The sequence below is a fragment of the Sphingomonas sp. BK235 genome (assembly GCF_004345855.1).
Taxonomy (GTDB): Bacteria; Pseudomonadota; Alphaproteobacteria; order Sphingomonadales; family Sphingomonadaceae; genus Sphingomonas.
The window spans coordinates 1,140,634-1,166,583 of sequence record NZ_SLXN01000001.1; the positions used below are offsets into that span (position 1 = coordinate 1,140,634).

The following is a 25,950-nucleotide window of genomic DNA, read 5'->3' on the forward strand; positions in this document are numbered from 1 at the left end:
GTAGGTCAGGTGGATGACGTCGGCTTCCCCGCCCCCCGCCCCGATCGCGCGCAGCGGGGTCGTCGGCGCCGAACGCGAACCGATCCTCCAGCTCGACGACGCGCTGGACGCGCCGGAGACGCTCCTGCGCGCCGCCGACGATCTCGCCTTCGCCCCCGCTTTCGGCCCCGCCGGCGGTTATCCGGGGCTGCGTGCGCCAGCGCCCCGCGCCTATGTCGAGACCATCGTGGCCGGCCTCACCCCCGCGATCGCCGCGACCTTCGGGCTCGGCGCGATCCGGCCGGTCAAGGCCGATTGCGCCTTCTCGATCGTCACGCTGCCGCCCGATCGTCTCAGCCGCCCGCAGCGCGCCCCCCATGTCGACACGACCGACCGCTGGCAGTTCGCCATCCTCCATTATCTATGCGACGCGCGCTTCGGCGGCACCGCATTCTACCGTCACCGCGCGACCGGCTATGAGACGGTGACCGCCGAACGCGAGGCGGCGTTCCGCACCGTCCGCGCGCGCGAGGGCGAGTCATCGGGCTATGTCGAGGACGGCGCGCCCTGGTTCGAGCGGATCGGCGAGGTCGCCGCTGCCTTCAACCGCGTGGTGGTCTATCGCAGCCAGCTGCTCCATTCGGGGCGGATCCTGGCGCCCGAGCTGCTCTCTCCCGATCCGCGCCGCGGCCGGCTGACGGCCAATATCTTCGTCACCTACGCGCCGGACTGACGACCAGCAGCGAGACGCCCTGTCGCGGCAGCGTGAGGTCCAGCACGGCGCGCCCCTCGGTCACCGCCGCTGGCGCGGGCGTGCTGGGCACCAGCGCGGCGGCGCGGAGCAGCGCGGCGCGCTGCGCGTCGGTGGGAGCGATCGGCGAGCCCATCGCGCGCCACGCCGCGAAGCTGTTGGCATGACGCGCGTCGACGCGATATTCCGTCACCTTCGCGCCGGCGGCGAAGGCGGGCGGCAGGTCGGTCAGCCGCAACCGCACGGCGGCGCTGGCGCCCGCCACGTCGTCGTCGTGATAATGCCACACCAGCACCGACACCGTGTCGCCGTCGCGGCTCGCCACGCTGCCGACATCGGCGGCGCCGCGCACGCCGTCGCGCAGGATCGTGTCGAGCGGCAGCTGGCGATCCGACACGCTGCGCAGGTTGCGTCCGGTCATCTTGGCGAAGAGCTTGAAGACGTTCATCACCGGCAGATCGATCCCGCCCGAGGTGAGCTGGCGGAACCCCGCGAAGGGTGGCTGGTCCTCGAACTCGAACGCCCAGGTCAGGATACCCTCGAGCCGCAGCGCGCGGCGACGCGCCAGCTCGATCAGCCTGGGAAAGGACGCTGCGGTGTAGCTCGCGTACATGGTGCCGTTGCGATAGGCGTTGGCCGGCCCCTGACAGGCGGCACAGCCCTCCGGGTCGGACTCGCCGATGACGATCGGCCGGTCGCGATAGACGGGATCGGCGGCGATCGTGGTGAACTCATGGTCGGCGGCGCGCAGATGGGTACGCAGGCCCATGCGGACATGCTCGCCTCCCGCATGCTTCACCACCTCGGGCTGGCCCTTGGCATGGAAGGACAGGAAGTCGGTCGGCGTGCCCGCCGCGCGCACGTGCGCCAGGAAGGCGGCGAGGAAATCGTCTCCCGCTCCCGCATTGTCCGGCCCGCCGACGCGCGCCTCGGGCAGCGCGCGCTTCACCCCGCGCACCGCCGCATCGTGGAGGCGGAAGAACTCCTCGCGCGTACCGGCCCAATAATATTGCGACAGATTGGCTTCGTTCCACGTCTCGAAATACCAGCTCGCCACCTCGGCGCGGCCGTAGCGCTCGACACAATGCCGCACCCAGCGGTGGATCAGTTCCTCCCACCGCGCATAGTCGCGCGGCGGATAGGCCCAGCCCGTCCGCAGCGTGCCGCTGCCGGGACGCCAGTCGTGCTGATAGGGGTGCGGCCGGGTCGACAGCGCCTCGGGCATGAAACCGAGCTCGACATAGGGCTTCACCCCGCGCGCGCGGTACGTATCGAAGATGCGGTCGACGATCGTCCAGTCATAGATCGCGCGACCTCGCGCATCCTCACGGTAGACTCCGGTCGAGCCCCATTTCAGCGCGGGCGTCCCGTCGCCCGAGGTGAGCAGATTGTGCGCGCGGAAATAGACCCGCCCCGGCGCCAGCGCGCCCAGCGTCGCGAGCGTCGTGCGCCCGTCCTTCATCGTCGCGTAATTGGGTTCGTCCGCGCCGAAGAAGCGCCAGACCGGCTCGACCGCACCGGCGTCGCTCCCTGTCGCGACGTCGATCGTCACCGCGAAGGTGTCGGCGGACGCGACCGGGTCGGCGACGGCGGCGCCTGGCAGCAGCAGCGCGGCGAGCGCGACCATCATCCGGTGCATCGACGCTTTATCCTCGCCACTTTCCCCACGAGCGATGATGCGGGAGCGCGAGGCAAGGCGCAACCCGCACGATCCCGGCCGCCGGATCGGCGCGCGAGCGCGTCTTGCGTCCGGCGATGCTGCGGGGCAGCATGGGCGCGCATGCGGATCGCGATCATCGACACCAGCACCACGCGCGCGGCCATCATCTCCGAAGGTCTGCGCGAGGCGGGCCTCGACGATCTGGTCGTGATCGATCGCGACCGCCCCCTGGTGGCGCAGGTGGAGGCGGCCGCACCCGAGGTGGTGCTGGTCAATCTGGAGAATCCCAGCCGCGACATGCTGGAGGATTTCTTCGCCATGTCGCGCGCGCTCGCGCGCCCGATCGCGATGTTCGTCGACCAATCGGACGCGGAGGCGACGATGGCGGCGGTGGATGCCGGCGTCTCCGCCTATGTCGTCGACGGCCTGGCCAAGCAGCGGATCAAGCCGGTGCTCGACCTCGCGGTGCGCCGCTTCCAAGCCTTCTCGCGGTTGCAGGAGGAGCTGGCCGCGGCGCGCAGCGCGCTGGCCGACCGCCAGACGATCGATCGGGCCAAGGCGATCCTGATGCGTCGGCGCGGCCTCGACGAACCCGCGGCCTACGCGATGCTGCGACGCCATGCCATGAGCTCCAACCGCCGCATCGCCGACGTGGCCGAGGCGATCGTGACGAGCGACGCGCTGATGGGAGACCTGCCGTGAGCCACGACGTGATGCGCATCGGCTTCCTCCCGCTCGTCGACGCCGCGCTGCCGATCCTGGCGCACGAGCTCGGCTTCGCCGCGGCGGAGGGGATCGCGATCGAGCCGGTGCGCGATCTCACCTGGGCCGCGGTGCGCGACCGGCTGATCTATGGTCAGACCGATGCGGCGCATATGGTGGCGCCGCTCGCGATCGCGACGACGCTGGGACGGGACCGCGCGGCGGTGCCGCTCGCGGTCCCGTTCGTGCTGGGGCTCAACGGCAATGCGATCACCTTCTCCACCGCATTGGGCGCCGCCTGCGCGCTGGAGGACAGGCTGGGCGACCCGCGCGCGGTCGGCGCGGCGCTCCGCGCGGTGGCGCTGGAGCGGCGCGCGGCCGGACGCCCGCTCCGCTTCGGCGTGGTCCATCGCTACTCGAGCCACAATTACATGCTGCGCTACTGGCTCGCCGAGGTCGGCGTGCGCCCGGACATCGACGTCGAGATCGTGGTGACCAGCCCGACCTTCGCCGCCGATGCGCTCGCCGCGGGCGAGGTCGACGGCATCTGCGTCGGAGAGCCATGGAACTCGATCGCGGTCGACCGCGGGGTGGGGCGGATCGCGTTGGCGACCGCGCAGATCTGGCGGCGCGGTGTCGAGAAGGTGCTCGCGCTGCGACAGGAGACCGCGCTGGCGCGCCCGGAGACGCTGGCCGCGCTGATCCGCGCGCTCCACGCCGCCGCCGCGCATTTCGTCGCGCCCGACACCGCCGCGGACAGCGCCGCGATCCTGGCGCGCCCGGCCTATCTCGACGCGCCGGTCGACGCGATCCTGCGCGCGATCACCGATCGCGTGCGGCTGGTGCGCGGCGGCACCCCGGTCCATTTCGCCGACTTCATGTTCCAGCATCGCGAGGCCGCCAACTTCCCGTGGCGCAGTCAGGCGGCATGGCTGTACGCGCAGATGGTGCGCTGGGAGGGCGGCAGCGTCGAGGCGCGCGAGGCCGCCGCCGCCGAGGCGACCTTCCGCCCCGATCTGTATCGCGCCGCGCTGGCCGGCTCGGGCGCGGTGCTGCCCGGCGCGAGCAGCAAGCTGGAGGGCGCGCTCACCGCACCGATCGGCGCGGGCGCCACCCAGGGGCGGCTGATGCTGGGAAGTGATCGCTTCTTCGACGGACGCGCCTTCGATCCCGAGGATATCGCCGGTTATCTCCGCGGCCTGCCCTGAGCGGTCAGGATCCTCGGCGGCGGCATCTCCTTTAGCGCGCCGGATCGCCGCCACCGCGTGCTGCGTCTGCGAAAAGGGGCTTGCCGCGGCGGCGCGAATCAGGCAGCTTTGACGTGCAGGGCAAGGACGCCCGGCACGAGATAGCAGCGACACCTCTCCAGCGCCGGGGAGTCACCGCTGACGGAAAGCGGATGGTTCCGCGATCCGATGGAGGCAACGAAGCCGCCAGAACGCACCCCTCACCGGGTCGCCGTTCTGGCGGCTTTTTCTTTGGGCCACGCGCCCGGGAGTTGAGCATGGCAACGGCGTTCTGGGAAGGTGACGGAAGCACCCGCGGCAGCGGTTTTTGGGCGAGCGGCCACGCCCCCACGCTGATCGCGGCCTTTCTGTATTTCGATCTCGCCTTCATGGTGTGGGTGCTGCTGGGGCCGCTCGCGCCCGATATCGCGCGCTCGCTTCACCTGACCCCGGCCGAGAAGGGGTTGATGGTCGCGGTGCCGACGCTGGCGGGCGCGCTACTGCGCGTCGTCAACGGCATGATCGTCGATCGCATCGGCCCCAAGCGCGCAGGGGCGATCAGCCAGGTGATCGTGATCGCCGGGCTCGCGATCGCCTGGACGATGGGGGTGTCGAGCTTCGCGGGAACGCTCGCGCTGGGCGTGATCCTCGGCATCGCGGGCGCGTCGTTCGCGATCGCGCTGCCGCTCGCCAGCCGCTGGTACCCGCCGGAGCATCAGGGCAAGGCGATGGGGCTCGCCGGCATGGGCAATTCGGGGACGGTGATCGCCGCGCTGGTCGCGCCGACGCTGGCCGCCCTGTTCGGGTGGAACGCGGTGCTCGGGCTCGCCTGCGTCCCGCTGACCTTGGTGCTGCTCGTCTATCTCATGCTCGCCAAGGATGCCCCCAACCCACCCGCACCGCGTCCGTTCGCCGCCTTTCTCACCCCGCTGCGCGAGCGCGATTGCTGGTGGCTGATGGGCTTCTACGCGGTCACCTTCGGCGGTTTCGTCGGACTGGCGGCGAGCCTGCCGATCTATTTCACCGATCGCTTCGGCCTCTCCGCGGTGACCGCGGGTTATTGCACCGCGGCCTGCGTGTTCGCCGGCTCGCTGGTACGCCCGATCGGCGGCGCGCTGGCGGATCGCGTCGGCGGGGTGCGGACGCTGCTGGCGGTGTTCGCCATCGCCGCGCTGGCGCTGGTCGGCGTCAGTGCCGCGAGCGGGATCGCCGCCGCGCTCGCGCTGTTCGTGGTCGCGATGCTGGCGCTCGGGACCGGCAATGGCGCGGTGTTCCAGCTCGTGCCGCAGCGCTTCGCCGCCGAGATCGGAGTGATGACGGGCCTGGTCGGCATGGCGGGCGGGATCGGCGGCTTCTATCTCGCCTCGTCGCTCGGCGTCGCGCAGCAATGGACCGGCAGCTACGCGCCCGGCTTCCTCGTCTTCGCCGCGCTCGCGCTCGCAGCGCTCGCAGGCTTGGCGCTGGTGAAGGCGCGCTGGCGGCGCAGCTGGGGTGCCGCCGCCGGCGTGCGCATCTGAGCGCCGTCGCCCTCCCCTCTCACCAGATCGGACGATCGATGAAACATCAGCCGCTTCCCCCCTCGACAGTCGACTGCCGCGAGCATCTGGTCGTGATCGGCAACGGCATGGCCGGCTGCCGCGCGATCGAGGAACTGCTCGCGCGCGATCCCGCCCGCTACCGCATCACCATCTTCGGTGCCGAGCCGCGCGTGAACTACAACCGTATCATGCTGTCGCCGGTGCTGGCGGGCGAGAAGACCTTCGACGAGATCGTCATCAACGACGCCGCCTGGTACGACGACCATGACGTCACGCTGATCGCGGGCGACCCGGTGACCGCGATCGACCGCACCGCACGCTGCGTCACCGCGCGCAGCGGCCTGACGCTCGGCTACGACCGGTTGCTGATCGCGACCGGCTCGGACCCGTTCATCATCCCGGTTCCGGGCCACGACCTGCCCGGCGTCGTCAGCTTCCGCGACATGGATGATGTCGAGGCGATGCTCGCCGCCGCGGCGCGCGGCGGCAATGCGGTGGTGATCGGCGGCGGCCTGCTCGGGCTGGAGGCGGCGCATGGCCTCGCGCTCCGCGGGATGTCGGTCACCGTGCTCCACCTCATGCCCGTGCTGATGGAGCGTCAGCTCGACGAGGCCGCGGCCTGGCTGCTCAAGAGCGCGCTCGAGGCGCGCGGGCAGACCATCCTCACCGGCGCCGATACCGCCGCGATCCTCGGCAGCGACCGTGTCGAGGGCGTGCGGCTCAAGGACGGGCGCGACATCCCCGCGGATCTGGTCGTGATGGCGGTCGGCATCCGCCCCTCGGTCGCGCTCGCGCGCGACGCCGGGCTCGCGGTGGGGCGCGGCATCCAGGTGGACGATCAGATGGTCACCTCCGATCCCCGGGTGCTGGCGGTGGGCGAGTGCGTCGAGCATGACGGACAGGTCTATGGGCTGGTCGCGCCGCTGTGGGACATGTGCCGCGCGCTCGCGGACGGGCTGACCGACCGCCCCGGCGGCTACCGCGCCGCGGCCACCTCCACCAAGCTCAAGGTCGCGGGTCTCGACGTCTTCTCCGCGGGTGATTTCGCCGGGGGCGACGGCGCCGAGGATATCGTGCTGCGCGACGCCAGCCGCGGGGTCTACAAGCGCGTCGTCGTGCGCGGCGACCGGCTCGTCGGCGCGGTGCTCTACGGCGACACCGCCGACGGCGGCTGGTATTTCGACCTGCTGCGCTCGGGCGAGAGCGTCGCCGAGATCCGCGACCTTCTGATCTTCGGTCAGGCCTTCGCCTCGGGAGGGGGGCAGACGGACCCTAAGGCGGCCGTTGCGGCGCTCTCCGACACGGCGGAGGTCTGCGGCTGCAACGGCGTCAGCAAGGGCAAGGTGCTGGCTTGCATCGATGGCGGAGCGCACAGCCTCGACGCGGTGCGCGCGGGATGCAAGGCGTCGGCGAGCTGCGGCTCATGTACCGGCGTGGTCGAGGCGCTGCTCGCGCTGCGGCTCGGCGACGCGGTCGAGGCCGGGGCGAAGACGATGTGCCGCTGCACCAGCTTCGGCCACGACGACGTGCGCCGCGCGATCGTCACACAGGACATGCGCTCGATCCCCGAGGTGATGCAGCGACTGCACTGGACCACGCCCGACGGCTGCGCCTCGTGCCGCCCCGCGCTCAATTATTACCTCCTCTGCGCCTGGCCCGGCAGCTATGTCGACGACCAGCAGAGCCGCTTCGTCAACGAGCGGATGCACGCCAACATCCAGAAGGACGGCACCTATTCGGTCGTGCCGCGGATGTGGGGCGGCCTCACCAACCCGCGCGAGCTGCGCGCCATCGCCGACGTCGTGGAGAAATACGACGCGCCGATGGTGAAGGTGACGGGCGGCCAGCGGCTCGACATCTTCGGCATCCGCAAGGAGGACCTGCCCGCGGTCTGGGCCGATCTCAACGCCGCCGGGATGGTCAGCGGCCATGCCTATGGCAAATCGCTGCGCACGGTGAAGACCTGCGTCGGCAGCGAATGGTGTCGCTTCGGCACGCAGGATTCGACCGGGCTGGGCGTCAAGATCGAGCGCGCCACCTGGGGCAGCTGGATGCCGCACAAGTTCAAGATCGCGGTGAGCGGCTGCCCGCGCAACTGCGCCGAGGCGACGATCAAGGACTTCGGCATCGTCTGCGTCGATTCCGGCTATGAACTGCACGTCGGCGGCAATGGCGGGATGAAGGTCCGCGCGACCGATCTGTTGTGCAAGGTCGCGACCGAGGCCGAGGCGATCGAGACATGCGCGGCCTTCATCCAGCTCTACCGCGAGGAAGCGCGCTACCTCGAGCGTACCGCGCCGTGGATCGAGCGGGTCGGGCTCGCTTACGTCCAGTCGCGGCTGTTGCCCGATCCGGCCGAGCGCACCGCGCTGGCCGAGCGCTTCTTCCACTCGCAGACCTTCTCGCAGGACGATCCCTGGGCGCAGCGCGCCGCGGGCGAGCAGCGCGAGATCCATGCGCCGATGGCGCGCTTCCGGCCCGTGGAGGAGATGGCATGACCGGCGACTGGCTCGATATCGGCTGGGTGGAGGAGATCCCGCTGCGCGGCAGCCGCACCGTCCAGGTCGAGGGCGGCGACGACATCGCGGTGTTCCGCACCGGCGAGAACCAGGTGTTCGCGTTGCGCGACCGCTGCCCGCACAAGCACGGTCGGCTCAGCCAGGGCATCGTCCACGGCGGCACGGTGACCTGCCCGCTGCACAATTGGCGGATCGCGCTGAGCAGCGGCGCCGCGCTGGGCGAGGACGAGGGATGCACGCCGACGGTGCCGGTCAAGGTGAGCGGCGGGCGGGTGCTGATCTGCCGCGCCGGCACGCTGCAGGCGGCGGCATGACGCCGCGCCGCGCCACCCCCGCCGCGGGCCGCCGATGACGCCGGTTCGCACCACCTGCGCCTATTGCGGCGTCGGCTGCGGTGTTCTGGCGACCCCCTCGCCCGACGGTATCGCCGCGATCGCGGGGGATCCCGATCACCCCGCGAACCGGGGCTCGTTGTGCTCCAAGGGCACGCACCTCGGCGAGACGCTGGGGCTGGCCGGGCGGCTGCTCCACCCGATGATCGGCGCGCGTCGTGCCGGCTGGGACAAGGCGCTCGACCTCGTGGCGCGCCGCTTCCGCGAGACGATCGCGCAGCACGGCCCCGACAGCGTCGCCTTCTACGTCTCCGGCCAGCTGCTGACCGAGGACTATTACGTCGCCAACAAGCTGATGAAGGGCTTCATCGGCAGTGCCAACATCGACACCAACTCGCGGCTGTGCATGTCGAGCGCGGTGACGGGGCAGCTTCGTGCGTTCGGCGAGGACGTCGTGCCCGCCAGCTACGACGATCTCGACGCCGCCGATCTGATCGTGCTGGTCGGCTCGAACACCGCCTGGTGCCACCCGATCGTCTACCAGCGGCTGCGCGCGCGCTGCGACGCCGGTGCGAAGCTGGTGGTGATCGACCCGCGCCGCACCGAGACCGCCGAGGCGGCGGATCTGCATCTCGCGATCCGACCCGGCAGCGACGTGGCGCTGATGAACGGGCTGCTCGCCTGGTGCCGCGACGTCGGCGCGCTCGACCCGGCCTTTCTGGCCGCGCATGTCGAGACGCCTGCCGGCTTCTGGGATCAACTCGGCGACGGCAGCGATCTCTGGACCGTCGCGCGCCATTGCGACGTACCGGCCGCGACGCTGCGCCGCTTCTACGAGCTCTTCGCCGCGACCCAGCGCACCGTGACGTTGTTCAGCCAGGGGATCAACCAGTCGGTCACGGGCACCGATCAGGTCAATGCGATCCTCAACCTGCATCTCGCCACCGGGCGGATCGGCCGCCGTGGCGCGGCGCCCTTCTCGATCACCGGCCAGCCCAACGCGATGGGGGGCCGCGAGGTCGGCGGGCTCGCCTCGACGCTGGCCGCGCACATGGGCTTCGGCCCGGAGGACCGCGCGCGGGTCCAACGCTTCTGGGGCTCGCCGACGATCGCGAGCAAGCCGGGGCTCAAGGCGGTCGATCTGTTCCGCGCGGTCGGCAACGGGCAGGTCAAGGCGATCTGGATCATGGCCACCAATCCGGCGGTGTCGATGCCCGACGCCGGCGCGGTGCGCGAGGCGCTCGCCGCCTGCCCCTTCGTCGTGGTGAGCGACGTCGTCGCCGACACCGACACCGCCGCGCTCGCGCACGTCCGCCTCCCCGCCGCCGCCTGGGGCGAGAAGGACGGCACCGTCACCAATTCGGAGCGTAGGGTCAGCCGTCAGCGCGCCTTCCTCCCGCTGCCGGGCGAGGCGCGGCCGGACTGGTGGATCGTCAAGGAGGTGGCGCGCCGCATGGGGTGGCGCACCGCTTTCTCCTATGATCGCGCCGCCGAGATCTGGCGCGAACATTGCCGCCTGTCGACTTATGAGAACGACGGTGCCCGGCTCTTCCGGCTCGACGGTCATGCCGCGGGGGGCAACGCGGCCTATGACGCGATGGCGCCGTTCCGCTGGGGTGGCGACGCCTTCGCCGACGGTCGTTTCGCGCATCCCGACGGCCGCGCCCGGCTCGTGTCGGTCCGCCAGCGCGCGACCGCCGACGTGCCGGCGCGCTGGCCGCTGACGCTCAACACCGGCCGTTACCGCGACCAATGGCACAGCATGACCCGCACCGGGCGCGCGCCGACGCTGGCGCGCCATCGCATCGAACCTTTGGTCGAGGTTCATCCCGAGGACGCCGCGCGGCTCGGCCTGAGCGACGGCGGCCTCGCGCGCGTCGAGACCCCGCGCGGTGCGTCGCTCTACCGCGTCGCGGTCACCGACGCGCAGCGCCCCGGCGAGCTGTTCGCGCCGATCCACTGGACCGATCATACCGCAAGCGGCGGGCGGACCGGGCTGCTGACCCGCGCGCTGGTTGACCCGCATTCGGGGCAGCCCGGGTTCAAGTCCACCCCCGCCACGGCCAGCGCGGTGGTGCCGCGATGGCATGGCTTCCTCCTGCTCGCCGATCCGCGCGCAACGCCGCCCGACTGCCTCTGGGCGACGCGCGTGTCGGTGCGTGGCGGGCAATATTGGGAGCTCGCGGGTGACGAGGCCGAGCAATCGTTCCTCGACCGGCTGCTCCCGCCCGGTCAGCGCGTCGAGATGGCGGATCCGGCGAAGGGCACGCGGCGGATCGCGGTGCTGGCAGGGGGCCGGCTCGCCGCCGCGCTGTTCGTCACCGAGACGGGGCAGCTCCCCGCGCGCGATTGGCTGATCGCGCAGCTCGAACACGACGCCGTCGACGCCAGCGTGATCGCGGGGCGCGGTCGAACGCCCAGCGTCGATCGCGGCACGATCGTCTGCGCCTGTCGCGACGTGGGCGCCGCCACGATCGCCACCGCGATCCGCGACCAGGGTCTCGCCGACGTCGCCGCGATCGGCGCCGCGCTCGGCGCCGGGACACAATGCGGCTCGTGCCGGCCCGCGCTGGCGCGCCTGCTCGCCGAGACGAGGGAGACGATCCATGCACATGGTTGATTTCGCACCGGGCACGGTCTGGCTCGTCGGTGCCGGCCCGGGCGATCCCGAGCTGCTGACCCGCAAGGCCGCCCGGCTCATCGCCGCCGCGGACGTCGTCTTCTACGACGCGCTGGTGGGCGCGGCGATCGTCGACGCGCTGGCGCCCGCACAGGAACGGGTCAGCGTCGGCAAGCGGTCGGGCCGCCACTCGCGCGATCAGGCGACGATCGACGCGATGATCGTCGCCGCCGCGCGCGCGGGCAAACGGGTGGTGCGGCTCAAGGGTGGCGACCCCGCGGTCTTCGGGCGCACCGAAGAGGAACTGGCGGCCTGCCGCGCGGCGGGGATCCGGGTGATGATCTGTCCCGGAGTCACCGCGGCGAGCGCGGCCGCCGCCGGGGCGGGCACCGCGCTGACGCTGCGCGGGGCGGCGCGACGGCTCACGTTGGTGACGGCGCATCTCATGCCCGGACAGGACAAGGGTCCGGACTGGGCCGCCCTCGCCGATCCGGAGACCACGCTGGCGATCTATATGGGGCGTGCCGCCGCCGCGAGCGTCAGTCGCGGCCTGATCGCGGCCGGGCGCTCGCCCGCTACCCCGGTGCTCGTGGTCGTCAACGCCTCGCTGCCGGGCGAGCGGATGATCCGCGGCCGCCTGTCGTCGCTCGCCTTCCTGGTGGAGACGGTCAGCGACAGCGAGCCGACGATGCTGCTGATCGGCGAGGCGCTCGCCGCACCCGCGACGGCGCCAGACGCGGCCCGCGCGAGCCGACGGAGCGACGATGCACTGGCGGTCTGATCGGCTGCTGTCGCGGCCGGGCTGCGGCTGGGTGCGCTTCGGCTCGTACACGCTCGGCTGCTGCGCCGTCGCGCTGGCCGCGACGCTGCTGCGCTGACCCGCGCACGCTCCACTCACCGGCCCGCGCGCGCGTTTCCTCGCGCGCACGCATCCTTTTGCCCCTCCCCTCGTATCCCTCTCGGCGATCCGACGATCGCCCGGCGCGAGCGTGCGCGAGCAGAGGAGGTCGGATGCCGGGAAGCGAGACAGTCGAGGCGGCGCTGTCGCGACGCGCGGAGCGGCGGAGCGAGCGGCGCGACTTCTTCCGCCACGCCGCGGGCGCGATCGCGCTGGGGACCGGGGCGCTGGCGATGGCCCGCACGGCGCATGCCCAGACCGCGCCGAGCGACGTGGACATCCTCAACTTCGCGTTGAACCTCGAATATCTCGAGGCGCAATTCTATGCCTATGCCACCTCGGGCGTGGGCCTGCCCGCGGACCAGCTGACCGGCACCCAGACCCAGGGTGCGGTCACTGGCGCCCGGCGCGCCAGCCTCTCCGACCCCGAGGTGATCCAATATGCACGCGAGATCGCCGCGGACGAGGCCGCGCACGTCGCCTCGCTGCGCCGCCTGCTATCGACCGCCGCGATCGCCCAGCCCGCGATCGACCTCTCGCCCGCGGTCTTCACCGCCGCCGCCGACGCGGCGGACATCGACCTGCGCGACAGCGGGGGCGTGTTCGACCCTTACGCGAGCGACGACAATTTCCTGCTGGCCGCGTTCCTCTTCGAGGACGTCGGCGTCACCGCCTACAAGGGCGGCGCACCGTTGCTGACCGATCGCACCATCATCGATGCCGCGGCGGGTCTCCTCGCCGCCGAAGCGTTCCACGCAGGGCTGATCCGCTCCGCGCTCTACCGTCGCGGCGTGGATGTGCCCGAACTGCGGGAGAAAGCGGACGCCCTCTCCGACGCGCGCGACGATCTGGACGGCGACAAGAACGACGACGGCCCCCCGCGCCGCACCGACGGCGCAGACCAGGGGATCTCACCGATCCGCTCGATCTACGGCACCGCCGCGAACGTCGCCCCCACCGACGGGCGCGGGATCGCCTTCAGCCGCACCGTCGAGCAGGTCCATAACATCGCCTATCTCACCGACGATCAGGCGACCTCGGGTGGGTTCTTCCCCGCCGGGACCAACAATGCCAACCCGGCGCTCCGTCGCTCCGGCGCGAATTGAGGAGGCGGCGATGAACGACCAGACCGAGTTCCTCGACCTCATGGAGGGTGCGGAGCGCCAGCGGCTCGCGCGGCGGCGCTTCATCCGTCTGTGCGGCGGCGCCGCGGCGATGACGGGCGGCATGTCGCTGCTCGCGGGGTGCGGCGACGATGACGACGACACCGCCGCCCCCGCCCCCACGCCGACCCCGACGCCGAGCGGGGCGATAACGGACGTCGACATCCTCAATTTCGCGCTCCAGCTCGAGTATCTGGAGGGTGCTTATTACGCTTATGCGGTGTCGGGCAGCGGGGTTGACCCGGCGCTGCTGACGGGCACGGGTACGCAGGGCGAGGTGGCGACGGGCAGTGGCGCGGGAGCGGCGCGCGCGGTCGATTTCACCGACCGCGTGGTGCAGGAATATGCGCGCGAGATCGCGGCGGACGAGATCGGGCACATCCGCTTCCTGCGCGAGACGTTGGGCGCGTCGCGGGTCGCACAACCGGCGATCAACCTGTCGGGCAGCGCCTCGGTCACGGTGGCCGGGGCGAGTACGGTGGGCGCCTTCACGGCGGCGGCGCGCGCGGCCGGGATCATCGGCGCCGGCGATGTCTTCGATCCCTTCGCGAGCGACGAGAACTTCCTGATCGGCTCGTACCTGCTCACCGACGTCGGTGTCTCCGCCTATCGCGGCGCGGCGCGGCTGATCACCGACAAGACCTATCTCGAGGCGTCCGCGGGGATCCTCGCCACCGAATGCTATCACGACGCCGCGATCCGATCCGAGCTGTGGCGCCGAGGGCTGACCGTGCCGAGCCTCTACGCCACGGTCACGCGGATCTCGGACGCGCGCGACGGGCTCGACGGCGCGGGGGAGACCGACCAGGACATCGGCACCGCGACCGCGGCCAACATCGTGCCGACCGACGCCGACGGCTGGGTGCTCGGACGGAGCGCGGCACAGGTGCTCAACGTCGTGTTCCAGAGCCCAGCGGCAGTGACGAGCGGCGGGTTCTTCCCCGCCGGGCTCAACGGCACGATCCGGAGCAGCGCGGCCAATGGGTGAGGCGGTGCCTCGCTCGTAAGATAAATAATGTTGCTTATTGTATTGGGTGACGTATCTATGCGGAGCGCCCTAGCGGCGTATCCACCCCGACTAGGCCCGGCTTCCCCTAAGCCGGGCCGCCTTTCTGTCCGGCTCCGCCCAGCGCGTCAGTCGGCAAGCGGCGTCCGTGCGCCGGTGATCGTCAGGTCGCTCCACACCCCCGCGGCGGCGTCGGGCTGCCCGCCCCCGACGAAGAGACGATAGCGCCCGGGCAGGATCGCCCGCGCGCCATCGCGGGCCACCAGGCTGAGTGACCGCGGCGCGATCGGGAGGTCCACCACCCGGCTCTCGCCCGGCGCGAGCGCGACGCGCGCGAAGCCGACCAACTGACGCTGCAACACGGGCACGGTGCGCCCCTGCGGCTGCGGCGCGAGCGGGACGAGATAGGCCTGGACCACCTCCTCGCCGGCGCGGCTGCCGGCGTTGGTCACGCGCACGCTCGCGGTGAGTGGCGCGCCCGCGGCGACATCGCGCTCCGACGGGGTCGCGGCGGCATAATCGTAGCGCGTGTAACTCAGACCATGACCGAAGGGGTACAGGGGCGTCCCGGCGAAGAACCGATAGGTGCGGTTCTTCATGCTATAGTCGATATAGGCCGGCATATCGCGGGTGGCGGCGTAGAAGGTCACCGGCAACCGCCCGCTCGGGTTCATGTCCCCCGCAAGCAGGCGTGCGATGGCCGTGCCGCCCGACTGCCCCGGGTACCAGGCGGCGAGCGTCGCCGCGGCATGCTCTTTCGTCCAGCGATCGGCGATCGCTGCGCCGGTCATCTGCACCACCACCAGCGGCTTGCCCGTCGCGGCCAACGCCTCCAGCAACGCGCGCTGCGGTGCGGGCAGCTCGATCTTGGTACGATCCCCCCCGACGAAGCCCGGCACATCGAGCCGCAGCGCCTCGCCCTCGAGCGTCGGCGACAGGCCGGTAAAGGCCACCACCACCTCGGCGTCGCGCGCCGCCGCCACCGCCTCGGCGATCTGCGCCGCCGCGGGCGCGACCCAACGCAGGCCGATGCCGCCGTCCGCGCTGACATGGTCGAGCTCGACGCGAAGGTCGTGCGGTCGCGCGTCGGCGAAGCTGATCTGCGCCTCGACACCCTCGTCGCTGCCGCGATCGGCGATCAGCGGGCGGCCGTCGACCCATAGCCGCACCGGATCATGGCCGTCGCAGTCGAAGCAGCGCGGCACCTCGAGCCGCAGGGTGTAGGTTCCCGGCGCGGGCGGGGTGAGCCGCCCGGTCCAGCGCACCGCATAGTCGCGGTCGGTCAGCCCGCTTGCGGGCGGCGCGCGATCCCAGTCGAAGTCGATCACCCGATCCTGCCGCGTCATCACCGCGCGCCCGGTCGGCGCGCCGCCGCGGAAATACTCGCCGCGCAATCCGGGGCGCCCGCCGGCGGACAGCGCGGTCTCGGGCACCGGCACCGCGACGCCCTCGGCCAGCACGCTGCCCTGCGCGAAGCGGACGCTGGCAGCGCCGAAGCGGGTGCGAAGGGCCTGGAGCGGCGTGACCGGTGCCGCGGCGGTGCCATGGTAATTGGCCTCGAGCACGTCGAGCGAGTCGGCATTGGCGCCGATCACCGCCAGCCGCGTGCCCGGCGCGAGCGGGAGCCGGTCGCGGTTGGTCAGCAGCACCAGCGACTTCTCCGCCGCTTCGAGCGCGAGCTCACGGTGGGCCGCACTGTCCACCGCGTCGGGGTGGATTTTGTCCCATCGGCTGCGCCGCCCGAAGGCGATGCCGAGCGCGGCACGCGATCCGAGAACCCGGCGCAGCGCGGTATCGACCTCGGGCTCGGTCACCAGCCCGCGCCGTACCGCCTCGGGCAGCGCGTCGTAGCTCGGCCCGCAATCGAGATCGGTCCCCGCGCGCAGCGCCGCCGCGGCGGCCGAGGGCACGTCGAGCCGGTAATTGTGGAAGCTCTCGATATATCCCACCGCATCGCAGTCGGAGACGATCATCCCGCCGAACCCCCAGCGCGCGCGCGCGCGCTCGTTGAGCAGCGACGCCGAGGCGCAGGCGGGCACGCCGTGGATCGAATTGTACGCGCACATCGTCGACAGCGCGCCGCCTTCGGTCAGCGCGAGGCGGAAGGCGGGCGTGTAGGTCTCCGCCATGTCGCGCGGTGACACGTCGACGTCGAACGCATTGCGTCCCGCTTCCGGCCCCGAATGAACCGCGAAATGCTTGGGCGTGGCGATCGCCTTGGGATAAGCGGGGTCCGGCCCCTGCACCCCCTGGACGAAGGCGACGCCGAGACGCCCCGCAAGCAGCGGATCCTCGCCATAGGTTTCCTGCCCCCTGCCCCAGCGCGGATCACGGAAGATATTGATGTTGGGCGACCAGATATGGAGGCCGGCGAAGCGCGGCCGGTCGGCGCGGCGCGGCACCGCGTTGAACTTGGCGCGCGCCTCGGTCGACACCACGTCGCCGACCCGACGCAGCAGCTCGACGTCCCAGCTCGCCGCCAGTCCGATCGCCTGCGGGAAGACCGTCGCGATGCCGTTGCGCGCGAGCCCGTGAAGCCCCTCGCTCCAGTAATCATAAGCGGGCAGATCGGCCTTGGGCAGCGCGGGCGCGGCGTTGCCGAGCTGCGCGGCTTTCTCCTCGATCGTCATCGTCGCGATCGCGCGCTCGATCGCGGGCGCGGCGGTCTCGGCCTGCGCCGCGAGCAGAAGGAGCGAGAGCATGGCGGGTCCTGGTTCCTCTCGGCGGACGGGCGCAGGCCCCCCGCCACCGGGAGGGGAAACCTGCGCAGCCCCCTCCCCCGCCGGGGAGGCTCTGTTGAGTCAGAAGTTGGCGCGAAGCCCGAGGCGGAAGGCGCGGCCGACCACGTCGTATAGCGTCGGCGTGGTGATGTTGCCGGGCACCGTCTCGCCGTCGCGGTTGAAGACGTTGTCGACCTTCGCATAGGCCTGGAATGCCGGGCTGAAGCGATAGGACGCCGCCAGATCGACGTAGAGCGCACCCGGCACGCGATTGTAGTCATAGGTCGGGTGGTTGATCGTCGAGACCGGGCAGTCGGTCGAGCAGACGATATTCTCGTTCGAGAGCACGCCCGCGCTGATCCAGCGCTCCTGCACCGTGAAGCTGACCGTGTCGGTGCTCCAATCCTGCGACGCGAGCACCTTCCAGTGCGGCACCGCGGTCGCCTCGATATTGGTGCCGGCAAGCTGGCGCGGGATCGTGCCGGGCAGGCCAGTGTCCTGAACGAAGTTGATCGTGTGCGTCGCCAGCGCGCGCAGGCTCAACGTGCCCGGCAGGCCGATGCCGTCGAGCTTGGTCTGATAGCTCGTCTCGATGTCGAACCCGTCGGTGAAGATCGACGCGAAGTTGAACGGCTGCACGGTGACGTACGCCGAATCGAGGTTGCTCAGATCGAACGAGCCGCAGGTGAACTGCACGCCGCCGTAGCACAGGTTGATCTGCGTCTGGGCGTCGAGCGCGGAGATGGCGTCGTCGATCTTGATGCGGAAATAGTCGAACGACAGGCTGAAACCGGGCAGCCAGCTGGCGCGCGACAGCACGAAGCCGACCTCGGTGTTGCGCGCGATCTCGGGAGTCAGCGCGCGGTTGCCGGTGGTGGTCTGCAGCACCGTGATCGAGCGGTTGCCGTTGAACGGATCGATCGTGCCGGTGCGGTTGCTGGTGACCGGCGCGGCGAACAGCTCGGACAGGTTGGGCGCGCGAATGTCGCGCGAGGTCACGCCGCGCAGGCGGAAGCCGTCGAGCGGGGTCTCCCAGGTGCCGCCGACCTTCCAGGTGTAGACGGTGCCCGAGGTGCTGTAATTGGTCGCGCGCCCCGCGACGTTGAGGTTGGCACGCCCGATCGACTCGCTGTCGAACAGCGGTGCGTTGAGCTCGAGGTAGGATTCGAGCACGTCATAGCCGCCGCTACCGTTGCGGTAATTGCCGGCATACCAGTTGCCGCCCTGCGGGTTGAGCAGCGGATCGTCGGGATATTCGTCGGTATAGCCGTCGCCGGTGATGACGCCGTTGCCGTAGGGATCGGCGGTGACGCGGTAGAATTCGTGGCGGTATTCGGCACCGAACGCGACCGCGAGCGGGCCGGCGGGCAGAGCGAGTGGCTCGCCGCTGACCGAGAAGCTCGCGACGTCCTGCGTCTGGCGGGTGTGCTGATAGGGGCCGAAGCCCGGCTCGACATAGGCCCGTGTCGCGTCGGACGGGATCTGGTTGCCGATGACGTTGAGCGGCGAACAGCCGCTCGCCACCGCGACCGGGTCGGCGCAGGTGATCCGCCCGTCAGCGCCGCGCACCGCCTGGATCGCCGCGCGATAGCGCGGCATCAGCGGGATGTTCGACACGTTGATGTCGGTGATGCCGGTGCCGTGCTCGTAATAGGCTTCGTAGCGCCAGTCGGTCCCGAACGCGGGCAGCTTGCCCTTGGCGCCGATCACGCCGCGATACTGATGGCGCCGCGTGTCGACGTCGATGAAGTCGAACATCGGGTTGACCGTGCCGAAGCGGAAGCTGGTGATCCCGTTGGTCGCGCACGCCGCCTGGATCGCCGCCGGGACGAACGGGTTGGAGCATTGGATCGTGAGATTGTCCTGCGCCGATCCCGGATTGGGCGTGTTGCTGGTGTCGACCCGCGCGACGTTGAGCGTCGCGTAGATCTCATTGTCGGGATCGACGTCGAACCCGATCCGGCCATAGCTGTTGATCCGCGTGATTTCGGACTTGAAGCTGTTGCCGTTGGTCACGCTGCCGCTCAGGTCACCGCCGATGCACGAGCCCGGCAGACAGCCGGTGCCATATTGGAAGGGCACGGGATTGCCGCTGGCGTCGAAGGCGGTGCCGGCGAGCGGCCCGGCGTTGATCAGACCATAGCGGCCGAACAGCGTCGACTGGACGCGGTCGCGATACAGATATTGCGGCAGCCCGTCGGTGGTGATCCCGCGGTTCTGCACGCCGCGGGCGACCAGCCAGCGACGTCCGTTGGGACCGTCGCCGCGCGGGTCGTTGCCGACGCCGAAGCCCGGCGACGGAATGCCGTCCTCATGGCTGTATTCACCGCTGACGATCAGATGCAGCCGGCCGCCCGCGAGCGACTTGCCCGCGGCCGCCTGGACGGTGTAATTGGCGTCGTCGCCATAAGTGCTGATGCCGCCCATGACATTGGCGCGGAAGCCGGTGAAGCGCGTGTTGGTGACGAAGTTGACGACACCGCCGACCGCGTCCGAGCCGTAGGACGCCGACGCGCCGCCGGTGACGACGTCGACGCGCTCGATCAGCAGTTGCGGGAAGAGGCTGACGTCGGCGACGCCGGTGACGTTGGCGCCGACCACGCGCTGGCCGTCGATCAACGTCAGCGTGCGGATCGGCTGGAGCCCGCGCAGGCTGAGCGTGCTGAGCCCCTGCACGCCGGTCGACGTGCCGTTGGCGCCGACGGTCGCGCCGGTCGATCCCTGCAGCGCGGGCAGCTGCGCGACCGTGGTGAAGACGTTGGGCTGCGCGTTCTTGGTGATCGCCTCATAGCTGAGCACCTGGGTCGGCGTCGGCGCGTTGAAGCCGCTCGACACGATGCGCGAGCCGGTGACGACGACGTCGCGTTGCGCCTCGGGCTGGGCCTCGGGGGCGTCGGGCACCGCCTGGGCGGTGGTGCTGCCGGTGGCGCCGTCCGCGGGCTGCTGGGTCGTGACGGTGGAAGGCGACGGCGACCCCGCAGGTGCCTGTTGCGCCAGCGCGGGCGTCGCCAGCATCGTCGAGGCGATCAGGCCGAGCTTCCTCATCATGTCGCGCCGCATCGTCGTCTCCCCTTGTTCTGGTGCGGTGGATCGGTGGCATGCCCGCCACGCAATCGGTTGGGGAGCCGTGTAAGGGGGTATACGGTTACGGCGCAATATACCTTTTGCTATTTGTTTAATTTAAGCGAGTGAACGTTCTCAGAGGGTTGATGCCGGCCGTTCCTGAATGACAAGGTAAGTGGCACTGCCCCGTCGCGCTGACGATGCTGCCGCTCTGGCGGAGCCGCGCCGCCGCGCCTAATCAGCGACGATGGACTGGGACGCACGGCCGAGCGGCTGGATCAAAAGCGCGGGCGACGCGCGCTCGAACTCGGACATCGATTACGGTCGCGTCATCCACTCGGCGTCGTTCCGCCGATTGCAGGGCAAGACCCAGATCCTCAACCTGGGCGACAGCGACTTCTACCGCACCCGCCTGACGCATTCACTCGAGGTGGCACAGATCGCGGGCGGCATCGTGCGTCAGGTGCGCCACGATCATCCCGACCATCCGGTGACCGTCCACCTTCCCGACCTCGCCATGATCCAGGCGATCGGCGCGACGCACGATCTCGGCCATCCTCCTTTCGGTCATGGCGGCGAGGTCGCCCTCAACTTCTGCATGGCGGATCACGGCGGGTTCGAGGGCAACGGCCAGACGCTGCGGATCCTGACCAAGCTCGAGAAATTCTCGGACGCGCACGGCGCCGATCTGACCCGGCGCACGCTGCTCGGCACGCTCAAATATCCGGCGAGCTATGCGGCGACCGCGCATCCGGCGCTGCGGCCGCGTCTGCTCGACGCGCCGAGCGGTCTCGCGCTGATCGACCGCGAGGCGTCCAAGCCGCCGAAATGCTTCATGGAAAGCGAGGCGGCGGAGGTTGCCTGGATCCTTGCCGGACTGAGCGACGCCGACCGCACCGCCTTCGTCGCGACCGACCGGACGGAGGCGGCGGCGCTGGCGGAGATCGCGCCCAGGCATCGCAGGACCCTCCACAAGTCGCTCGATTGCAGCATCATGGACACGGCAGACGACATCGCCTTCGGCGTCCATGATCTCGAGGACGCGGCAGCGCTCGGGCTCGTGAGCGCGACAGACTGGGAGATGCACGTCACGCCAGGCGCGTGCGAGGGCTTCTTCACCTGGCTCGGCGACCGCGGGCGCAGCCGGCTCGGCAACGATGCCTATGCCGCGCTGATGGGAAAGCTGTTCGGCGACGCCTCGGCGCGCAAGCACGCGGTGAGCCTGCTGGTCGGGTTCTTCCTCCACCGCTGCGTGATCGTCCAGCAGGACGCCTTCGCCGAACCGCTCCTGCGCTTCCGTGTCGCGATCGATCCGGCCGCGCGCGCGCTCCTCGACGCGCTCAAGCGGCTCGTCTACATCACCGTTATCCGCAGCCCCGAGGTGCAGCACCTCGAGTTCAAGGGCCAGCGGATGGTGGTGTCGGTGTTCGAGGCGCTCGCCTCCGAGCCGGCCGCGTTCCTGCCGCGCAACACCTTTCGCCACTATGCGGCGTCGGGCGGCGATCGCCGCGTCATCTGTGATCATGTCGCTGGGATGACGGACATGTTCTTGCTCAAGACGTATGAGCGATTGTTCAGCCCGCGGATGGGGTCGGTGTTCGACCGCATCTAGGTGACGAGGTCGATCGCCGGGACTTCGGTCAAAAGCGATGAGTCGGATGCAGGGTTCACGCCGGCATGTCCGCGCCTGCCCGCACCAGCAGTCCCTCGAGCGCCGCCGGCGCCATCGCCATCAGCGCCAACGTACCGCGTAGCTCCTCGGGATCGATACCGCGGGTGATGAACACCATTCGCGTCCGCCGATCGGCGGAGTTCCAGCGGTCCAGTTCCACCGGCGGATGGAACAGATGCTGCACGCCATGGACCACGACGGGCGCGTCATGGCCCTCCAGATGGACGATCCCCTTGACGCGCAACAGGTCGGCACCGCGGAACATCGTCAGCAGCCCCAGCCACCGCTCGAACGCGAGCGGATCGAGCGGTCGGTCGAAGGTCAGGCAGGTGGCGCGGATGCCGTCGCCATGCCGGTCGATGTCGTGGTGATGATCGTGGCCGTGATGATGGTGATGATGATCGTCCGCATAGGCCTCGTCGGCTAGCCACCGGCGCACGTCGTCGCTCTTGCTCGCCGGATCCCATAGGCCGACATCGAAGAGCGACGCCGGATCGACCGCTCCGTCGCGCACCGTGATCACCGGTGCGGCGGGGTTGAGCGTGGCAAGCCGCGCGCGCAACAGTGCCTGGGCGGCATCGTCGACGAGATCGGTTTTGGTGAGCAGCAAGCGATCGGCCACCGCCGCCTGTTTGACCGCCTCGTGATGCGCGTCGAGCGTCGCCATCCCCGCCGCGGCATCGACGGTCGCGATCACCGCGTCGAGCCGATACAAGGGTTCGAGCTGCGCATCGGCGATCAGCGTGTGCAGGATCGGCGCGGGATCGGCGAGCCCGGTCGTCTCGATCACCACCCGGTCGAACCAGCATCGTCCGTCGCGGGCGAACCGCCAGGGTGCATCGCGCAGCGTGCGCGACAGATCGCCGCAAATCGTGCAGCACAGGCAGCCGCCCATCATGTCGACCACCATGTCGTCGCTCGATCGCGCGATCAGCTCGTGATCCAGTCCGACCGACCCGAATTCGTTGATGACGACCAAGGCCCGCCCCATGCCCGGCGAGCGCACCAGCCGGTTGAGCAACGTCGTCTTGCCGCTGCCCAGGAAGCCGGTCAGCACCGACACCGGGATGCGCGCCCGCGGCCCCGCCAGCACGCCGCTCATGCCGGCTCCTCCAGCGGGCAGCGCGGCCCCGCGGCCGCCGACGCGGGAAGATCTCTAGACACGACGTCGCTTCTCCATCTATGTGATGTTGTATCGTATCGCACTGGATCCCGATCATGACAACCCGCCCCCACCACGACCCGCGCCTGCCGGTCACCGTCCTTTCCGGCTTTCTCGGCGCTGGCAAGACGACCTTGCTCAACCACATCCTCGCCAATCGCGAGGGCCGCCGCGTCGCGGTGATCGTCAACGACATGTCGGAAGTGAACATCGACGCCGATCTCGTCCGTGGCGGCGAGGCGGCGCTGTCGCGCTCGGAAGAGGCCTTGGTCGAGATGACCAACGGGTGCATCTGCTGCACGTTGCGCGACGACCTGCTCGCCGAGGTGCGGACGCTCGCCGAGGCGGGGCGGTTCGATTATCTGGTGATCGAGAGTACCGGCATCTCCGAGCCGCTGCCCGTCGCCACGACCTTCTCCTTCCGCGACGAGGACGGCGTGTCGCTGGGCGATGTCGCGCGGCTCGACACGATGGTGACGGTGGTCGATGCGCTCAACCTGCTCGCCGATTATTCCAGCCAGGATTTCCTCGCCGACCGGGGCGAGACCCTGGGCGACGACGATCATCGCAGCCTCGTCGGCCTGCTGGTCGAGCAGATCGAATTCGCCGACGTGGTCGTCGTCAACAAGGCGTCGTCGGTGTCGGCCGCGCAGCTCGCCACGGTCAGGAAGCTGGTCGCCAGTCTCAACGCCGATGCGGTGATCGTGCCGTGCGATCATGGCCGCGTCGATCTCGACCTGGTGCTCGCCACCGGGCTGTTCGACGAAGAGAAAGCGTCGCGCCATCCGCTGTGGGCGAAGGAGCTGTACGGCTATGCGCATCACCAACCCGAGACCGAGGAATATGGCATCGAGAGCTTCGTCTATCGTGCCCGCACGCCGTTCGATCCGGCGCGGTTCCATGATTTCCTGACGACCGGCGGGCTTGACCATGTCGTCCGTGCCAAAGGCCATTTCTGGCTGGCGACGCGCCCCGACTGGGTCGGCGAGCTGGCGGTGGCGGGTAGCCAGACGACGACCGCGCGCATGGGCCGCTGGTGGGCGAGCATCCCGAAGAACCACTGGCCCGACGATGGCCGCTTCGAGGAGTTCGTCGCGAAACATTGGGATCCTTTATGGGGCGACCGGCGGCAGGAATTGGTGTTCATCGGCATCGGCATGGACGAGCCGCGCATCCGCCGCGCGCTCGACCGCTGCCTCGTCGCCGCGAGCGCCTTCACGCCCGCGCTGTGGCGCGATCTGCCCGATCCCTTCCCCGCCTGGGGCGAGCGACAGCTCGAGGCCGCCGAATGAGTCTCGCCCTGATCGACCGCGACGTGGCGGTCGGCCCGACGGCGGCTGTGCTGAACGACGTCTTGCATCCCGCCACCGCGCTGGCGATCTGGCAGCGCTCGCTCTCGCCCGTCCTGCTGGAGGCGCTCGCGCGGCTCGATGTCGATACGGTCGACGACATCGCCCTCGACACCGCCGACGCCGCGGTGGATCATACTTTGCGCGCGGCGGGTTATCCCGACGCGTTGGTCGGGCCACTGACCAGCGACATCGCCGCGTTGCTGGAGCGCCACCACGCGCTGACCGGGAGCAGCCGGCACGCGCTGCGGCTGGAGGTGGTGGAGACCGACGCCTGCCGCCGTTTCCACGCCGATGACGTCACGCTGCGGCTGCTCTGCACCTATGTCGGCCCCGGCACGCAATGGCACCGCGTCGCAGCCCCCGACACGATCGAACAGGTGCCGACCGGAGCGGCGGCGATCTTCAAGGGACGGCGACTGCTCGATCCCCCGACCGTGCTCCACCGCTCACCGCCGATCGGCGGGACCGGCGAGCGCCGGTTGCTGCTCGTCATCGATCCGGCTCGCGCCGCGGTCCCTGCCAGCGGCTGAACCGTCGGCGGCCCGGCAAATGACGATGGCGCGACCGACACGATATGGGAGGCGTGGCGTTACCGCCGCGGCCGCGCTGCTCCTGGCGCCGGGCAGCCCGGCGCGGGCCGAGCCGATCGCGGTGACGTTCGACGATCTGCCGGTGGCGGGGCCAAGTGGCCCGATCGGCAACTCCCGGACTTTGACGCAGCACCTGCTCGCCGGGCTGCGGCGGCAGCACATCCCCGCCATCGGCTTCGTCAACGAGGTTCAGCTCGAAGGACCCGAGCGCGCGCAGCGGATCGCGCTGCTCGCCGACTGGCTCGACGCCGGCATGACGCTGGGCAATCACGGCTATTCTCACCTGTCGTTCACCGTGACGCCGACGGAAGCCTATATCGCCGATGCCGCGCGCGGCGAACGGGTCACGCGCCCGCTGATGGCCGCGCGCGGCCTGATCGAGCATTTCTATCGTCACCCCTATCTCGAGACCGGTACCACCGTCGACGCGCGATCGCGCTTTGAAGCCTGGCTGGCGGCGCATGGCTATCGCGTCGCGCCGGTGACGATGGAGAATAGCGACTGGCGGTTCGCCGCGCGCTATGATGAGGCGCTCGCACGTCACGATCCGGCCGAGGCGAAGCGGATCGCGGCGGCCTATCTCAGCTTCACCGGGCGGGCCGTCGCCTGGTATCGCGCCGCGGCGCTGGACTTGCTCGGACGACGTCCGGCGCTGATCCTGCTGCTCCATGCCAACCGGCTCAACGCCGCGAGCATCGATGCGCTCGCCCGCGTCCTGCGCCATCACCAGCTGCGTTTCGTCACGCTCGACGCGGCGCTGACCGATCCCGCTTATGCCATCGCCGACACCTACACCGGCCCCAACGGCGACCAATGGCTGACCCGCTGGGCGCTGACGCTGCGGCGCCCGCTGCCCTGGTCGACGCTGCCGGCGGTCCCTGACTGGATCGCCGCGCCGCGCCGGTCGGCTCCGCAGCGCGACCAGACTGCGCACCGAAGCGGGTAGACGGGCGTGATACGATGTATCATGACGCAGGCGTTACGAGTCTCGACGAGG

18 protein-coding genes are annotated in these 25,950 nt (G+C 70.3%); 14 read left to right on the forward strand and 4 right to left on the reverse strand.

The genetic code is table 11. The annotated features are described in order from the left end of the window. Positions 1-13: 13 nt before the first annotated feature. Positions 14-712, forward strand: coding sequence for a DUF6445 family protein (locus tag EV292_RS05250; RefSeq protein WP_132908056.1), 699 nt, complete (start codon positions 14-16; stop codon positions 710-712). Here EV292_RS05250 and EV292_RS05255 read toward each other — a convergent pair. Continuing rightward, positions 693-2,369, reverse strand: coding sequence for a beta-xylosidase (locus EV292_RS05255; protein ID WP_207913340.1), 1,677 nt, complete (start codon positions 2,367-2,369; stop codon positions 693-695). The genes EV292_RS05250 and EV292_RS05255 overlap by 20 nt on opposite strands. Before the next feature lie 141 nt (positions 2,370-2,510). Here EV292_RS05255 and EV292_RS05260 point away from each other — a divergent pair, with 141 nt between their 5' ends. From EV292_RS05260 to EV292_RS05300, 9 genes are all read left to right on the forward strand, one after another. After that, positions 2,511-3,092, forward strand: coding sequence for an ANTAR domain-containing protein (locus tag EV292_RS05260; RefSeq protein WP_132908057.1), 582 nt, complete (start codon positions 2,511-2,513; stop codon positions 3,090-3,092). Between the two features lie 11 nt (positions 3,093-3,103). Continuing rightward, the gene (locus EV292_RS05265) at positions 3,104-4,300 is read left to right on the forward strand and encodes a CmpA/NrtA family ABC transporter substrate-binding protein (RefSeq protein WP_132908212.1); all 1,197 of its coding nucleotides are present in this window, start codon (positions 3,104-3,106) and stop codon (positions 4,298-4,300) included. A 296-nt stretch (positions 4,301-4,596) separates the two neighbouring features. Then, positions 4,597-5,835, forward strand: a complete 1,239-nt coding sequence (locus EV292_RS05270) for a nitrate/nitrite transporter (RefSeq protein ID WP_132908058.1) — start codon at positions 4,597-4,599, stop codon at positions 5,833-5,835. Positions 5,836-5,873: 38 nt separating this feature from the next. Beyond that, positions 5,874-8,354, forward strand: coding sequence for a nitrite reductase large subunit NirB (nirB, locus tag EV292_RS05275; RefSeq protein WP_132908059.1), 2,481 nt, complete (start codon positions 5,874-5,876; stop codon positions 8,352-8,354). Continuing rightward, positions 8,351-8,689, forward strand: coding sequence for a nitrite reductase small subunit NirD (gene nirD, locus EV292_RS05280; RefSeq protein WP_132908060.1), 339 nt, complete (start codon positions 8,351-8,353; stop codon positions 8,687-8,689). Before nirB ends, nirD begins: the two co-directional genes overlap by 4 nt. Before the next feature lie 34 nt (positions 8,690-8,723). Beyond that, positions 8,724-11,327 carry a nitrate reductase gene (locus EV292_RS05285; RefSeq protein ID WP_132908061.1) on the forward strand — a complete coding sequence of 868 codons (2,604 nt, stop codon included), beginning with the start codon at positions 8,724-8,726 and terminating at the stop codon, positions 11,325-11,327. Then, entirely contained in the window at positions 11,320-12,108 is a 789-nt protein-coding gene (gene cobA / locus EV292_RS05290) for a uroporphyrinogen-III C-methyltransferase (RefSeq protein ID WP_132908213.1), read from the forward strand. The genes EV292_RS05285 and cobA overlap by 8 nt, the downstream gene beginning before the upstream one ends. Before the next feature lie 230 nt (positions 12,109-12,338). Beyond that, on the forward strand, positions 12,339-13,331 hold the full coding sequence (locus EV292_RS05295; protein ID WP_132908062.1) for a ferritin-like domain-containing protein: 993 nt from the start codon (positions 12,339-12,341) through the stop codon (positions 13,329-13,331). Between the two features lie 10 nt (positions 13,332-13,341). Further along, complete coding sequence (locus tag EV292_RS05300; protein ID WP_132908063.1) at positions 13,342-14,376, forward strand: ferritin-like domain-containing protein; 1,035 nt, start codon at positions 13,342-13,344, stop codon at positions 14,374-14,376. A 146-nt stretch (positions 14,377-14,522) separates the two neighbouring features. Here EV292_RS05300 and EV292_RS05305 read toward each other — a convergent pair whose 3' ends face one another. Further along, complete coding sequence (locus tag EV292_RS05305; protein ID WP_132908064.1) at positions 14,523-17,096, reverse strand: glycoside hydrolase family 3 C-terminal domain-containing protein; 2,574 nt, start codon at positions 17,094-17,096, stop codon at positions 14,523-14,525. Positions 17,097-17,195: 99 nt separating this feature from the next. Beyond that, the gene (locus EV292_RS05310) at positions 17,196-20,174 is read right to left on the reverse strand and encodes a TonB-dependent receptor (protein ID WP_243693608.1); all 2,979 of its coding nucleotides are present in this window, start codon (positions 20,172-20,174) and stop codon (positions 17,196-17,198) included. 250 nt (positions 20,175-20,424) lie between these two features. Here EV292_RS05310 and EV292_RS05315 point away from each other — a divergent pair, with 250 nt between their 5' ends. Then, positions 20,425-21,789: an anti-phage deoxyguanosine triphosphatase gene (locus EV292_RS05315; RefSeq protein WP_132908065.1), complete on the forward strand. Its 1,365-nt coding sequence runs from the start codon at positions 20,425-20,427 to the stop codon at positions 21,787-21,789. 55 nt (positions 21,790-21,844) lie between these two features. On the opposite strand, the gene EV292_RS05320 is transcribed toward EV292_RS05315, so the two are convergent. Next, positions 21,845-22,951, reverse strand: a complete 1,107-nt coding sequence (locus tag EV292_RS05320) for a GTP-binding protein (RefSeq protein WP_132908066.1) — start codon at positions 22,949-22,951, stop codon at positions 21,845-21,847. 116 nt (positions 22,952-23,067) lie between these two features. Here EV292_RS05320 and EV292_RS05325 point away from each other — a divergent pair, with 116 nt between their 5' ends. The 3 genes from EV292_RS05325 to EV292_RS05335 are packed head-to-tail and all read left to right on the forward strand — an operon-like array spanning position 23,068 to position 25,899. Continuing rightward, positions 23,068-24,303, forward strand: a complete 1,236-nt coding sequence (locus tag EV292_RS05325; RefSeq protein WP_132908067.1) for a GTP-binding protein — start codon at positions 23,068-23,070, stop codon at positions 24,301-24,303. Next, positions 24,300-24,893 (forward strand): DUF1826 domain-containing protein, encoded by a 594-nt coding sequence (locus tag EV292_RS05330; RefSeq protein WP_132908068.1) that lies wholly within the window; start codon positions 24,300-24,302, stop codon positions 24,891-24,893. The genes EV292_RS05325 and EV292_RS05330 overlap by 4 nt, the downstream gene beginning before the upstream one ends. Before the next feature lie 25 nt (positions 24,894-24,918). Continuing rightward, complete coding sequence (locus tag EV292_RS05335) at positions 24,919-25,899, forward strand: polysaccharide deacetylase family protein (RefSeq protein ID WP_132908215.1); 981 nt, start codon at positions 24,919-24,921, stop codon at positions 25,897-25,899. Positions 25,900-25,950 lie beyond the last annotated feature (51 nt).

Bases quoted from the DNA above. Each gene is read 5' to 3' on its own strand.
- EV292_RS05330 (WP_132908068.1), top strand. From the start codon at position 24,300: ATGAGTCTCGCCCTGATCGACCGCGACGTGGCGGTCGGCCCGACGGCG.
- EV292_RS05325 (WP_132908067.1), top strand. From the start codon at position 23,068: ATGACAACCCGCCCCCACCACGACCCGCGCCTGCCGGTCACCGTCCTT.
- EV292_RS05255 (WP_207913340.1), bottom strand. From the start codon at position 2,369: ATGCACCGGATGATGGTCGCGCTCGCCGCGCTGCTGCTGCCAGGCGCC.
- EV292_RS05305 (WP_132908064.1), bottom strand. From the start codon at position 17,096: ATGCTCTCGCTCCTTCTGCTCGCGGCGCAGGCCGAGACCGCCGCGCCC.
- EV292_RS05335 (WP_132908215.1), top strand. From the start codon at position 24,919: ATGGCGCGACCGACACGATATGGGAGGCGTGGCGTTACCGCCGCGGCC.
- EV292_RS05265 (WP_132908212.1), top strand. From the start codon at position 3,104: ATGCGCATCGGCTTCCTCCCGCTCGTCGACGCCGCGCTGCCGATCCTG.
- EV292_RS05250 (WP_132908056.1), top strand. From the start codon at position 14: ATGACGTCGGCTTCCCCGCCCCCCGCCCCGATCGCGCGCAGCGGGGTC.
- nirB (WP_132908059.1), top strand. From the start codon at position 5,874: ATGAAACATCAGCCGCTTCCCCCCTCGACAGTCGACTGCCGCGAGCAT.
- EV292_RS05310 (WP_243693608.1), bottom strand. From the start codon at position 20,174: ATGCGGCGCGACATGATGAGGAAGCTCGGCCTGATCGCCTCGACGATG.
- nirD (WP_132908060.1), top strand. From the start codon at position 8,351: ATGACCGGCGACTGGCTCGATATCGGCTGGGTGGAGGAGATCCCGCTG.
- EV292_RS05260 (WP_132908057.1), top strand. From the start codon at position 2,511: ATGCGGATCGCGATCATCGACACCAGCACCACGCGCGCGGCCATCATC.
- EV292_RS05295 (WP_132908062.1), top strand. From the start codon at position 12,339: ATGCCGGGAAGCGAGACAGTCGAGGCGGCGCTGTCGCGACGCGCGGAG.
- EV292_RS05285 (WP_132908061.1), top strand. From the start codon at position 8,724: ATGACGCCGGTTCGCACCACCTGCGCCTATTGCGGCGTCGGCTGCGGT.
- EV292_RS05270 (WP_132908058.1), top strand. From the start codon at position 4,597: ATGGCAACGGCGTTCTGGGAAGGTGACGGAAGCACCCGCGGCAGCGGT.
- EV292_RS05315 (WP_132908065.1), top strand. From the start codon at position 20,425: ATGGACTGGGACGCACGGCCGAGCGGCTGGATCAAAAGCGCGGGCGAC.
- EV292_RS05320 (WP_132908066.1), bottom strand. From the start codon at position 22,951: ATGAGCGGCGTGCTGGCGGGGCCGCGGGCGCGCATCCCGGTGTCGGTG.
- EV292_RS05300 (WP_132908063.1), top strand. From the start codon at position 13,342: ATGAACGACCAGACCGAGTTCCTCGACCTCATGGAGGGTGCGGAGCGC.
- cobA (WP_132908213.1), top strand. From the start codon at position 11,320: ATGGTTGATTTCGCACCGGGCACGGTCTGGCTCGTCGGTGCCGGCCCG.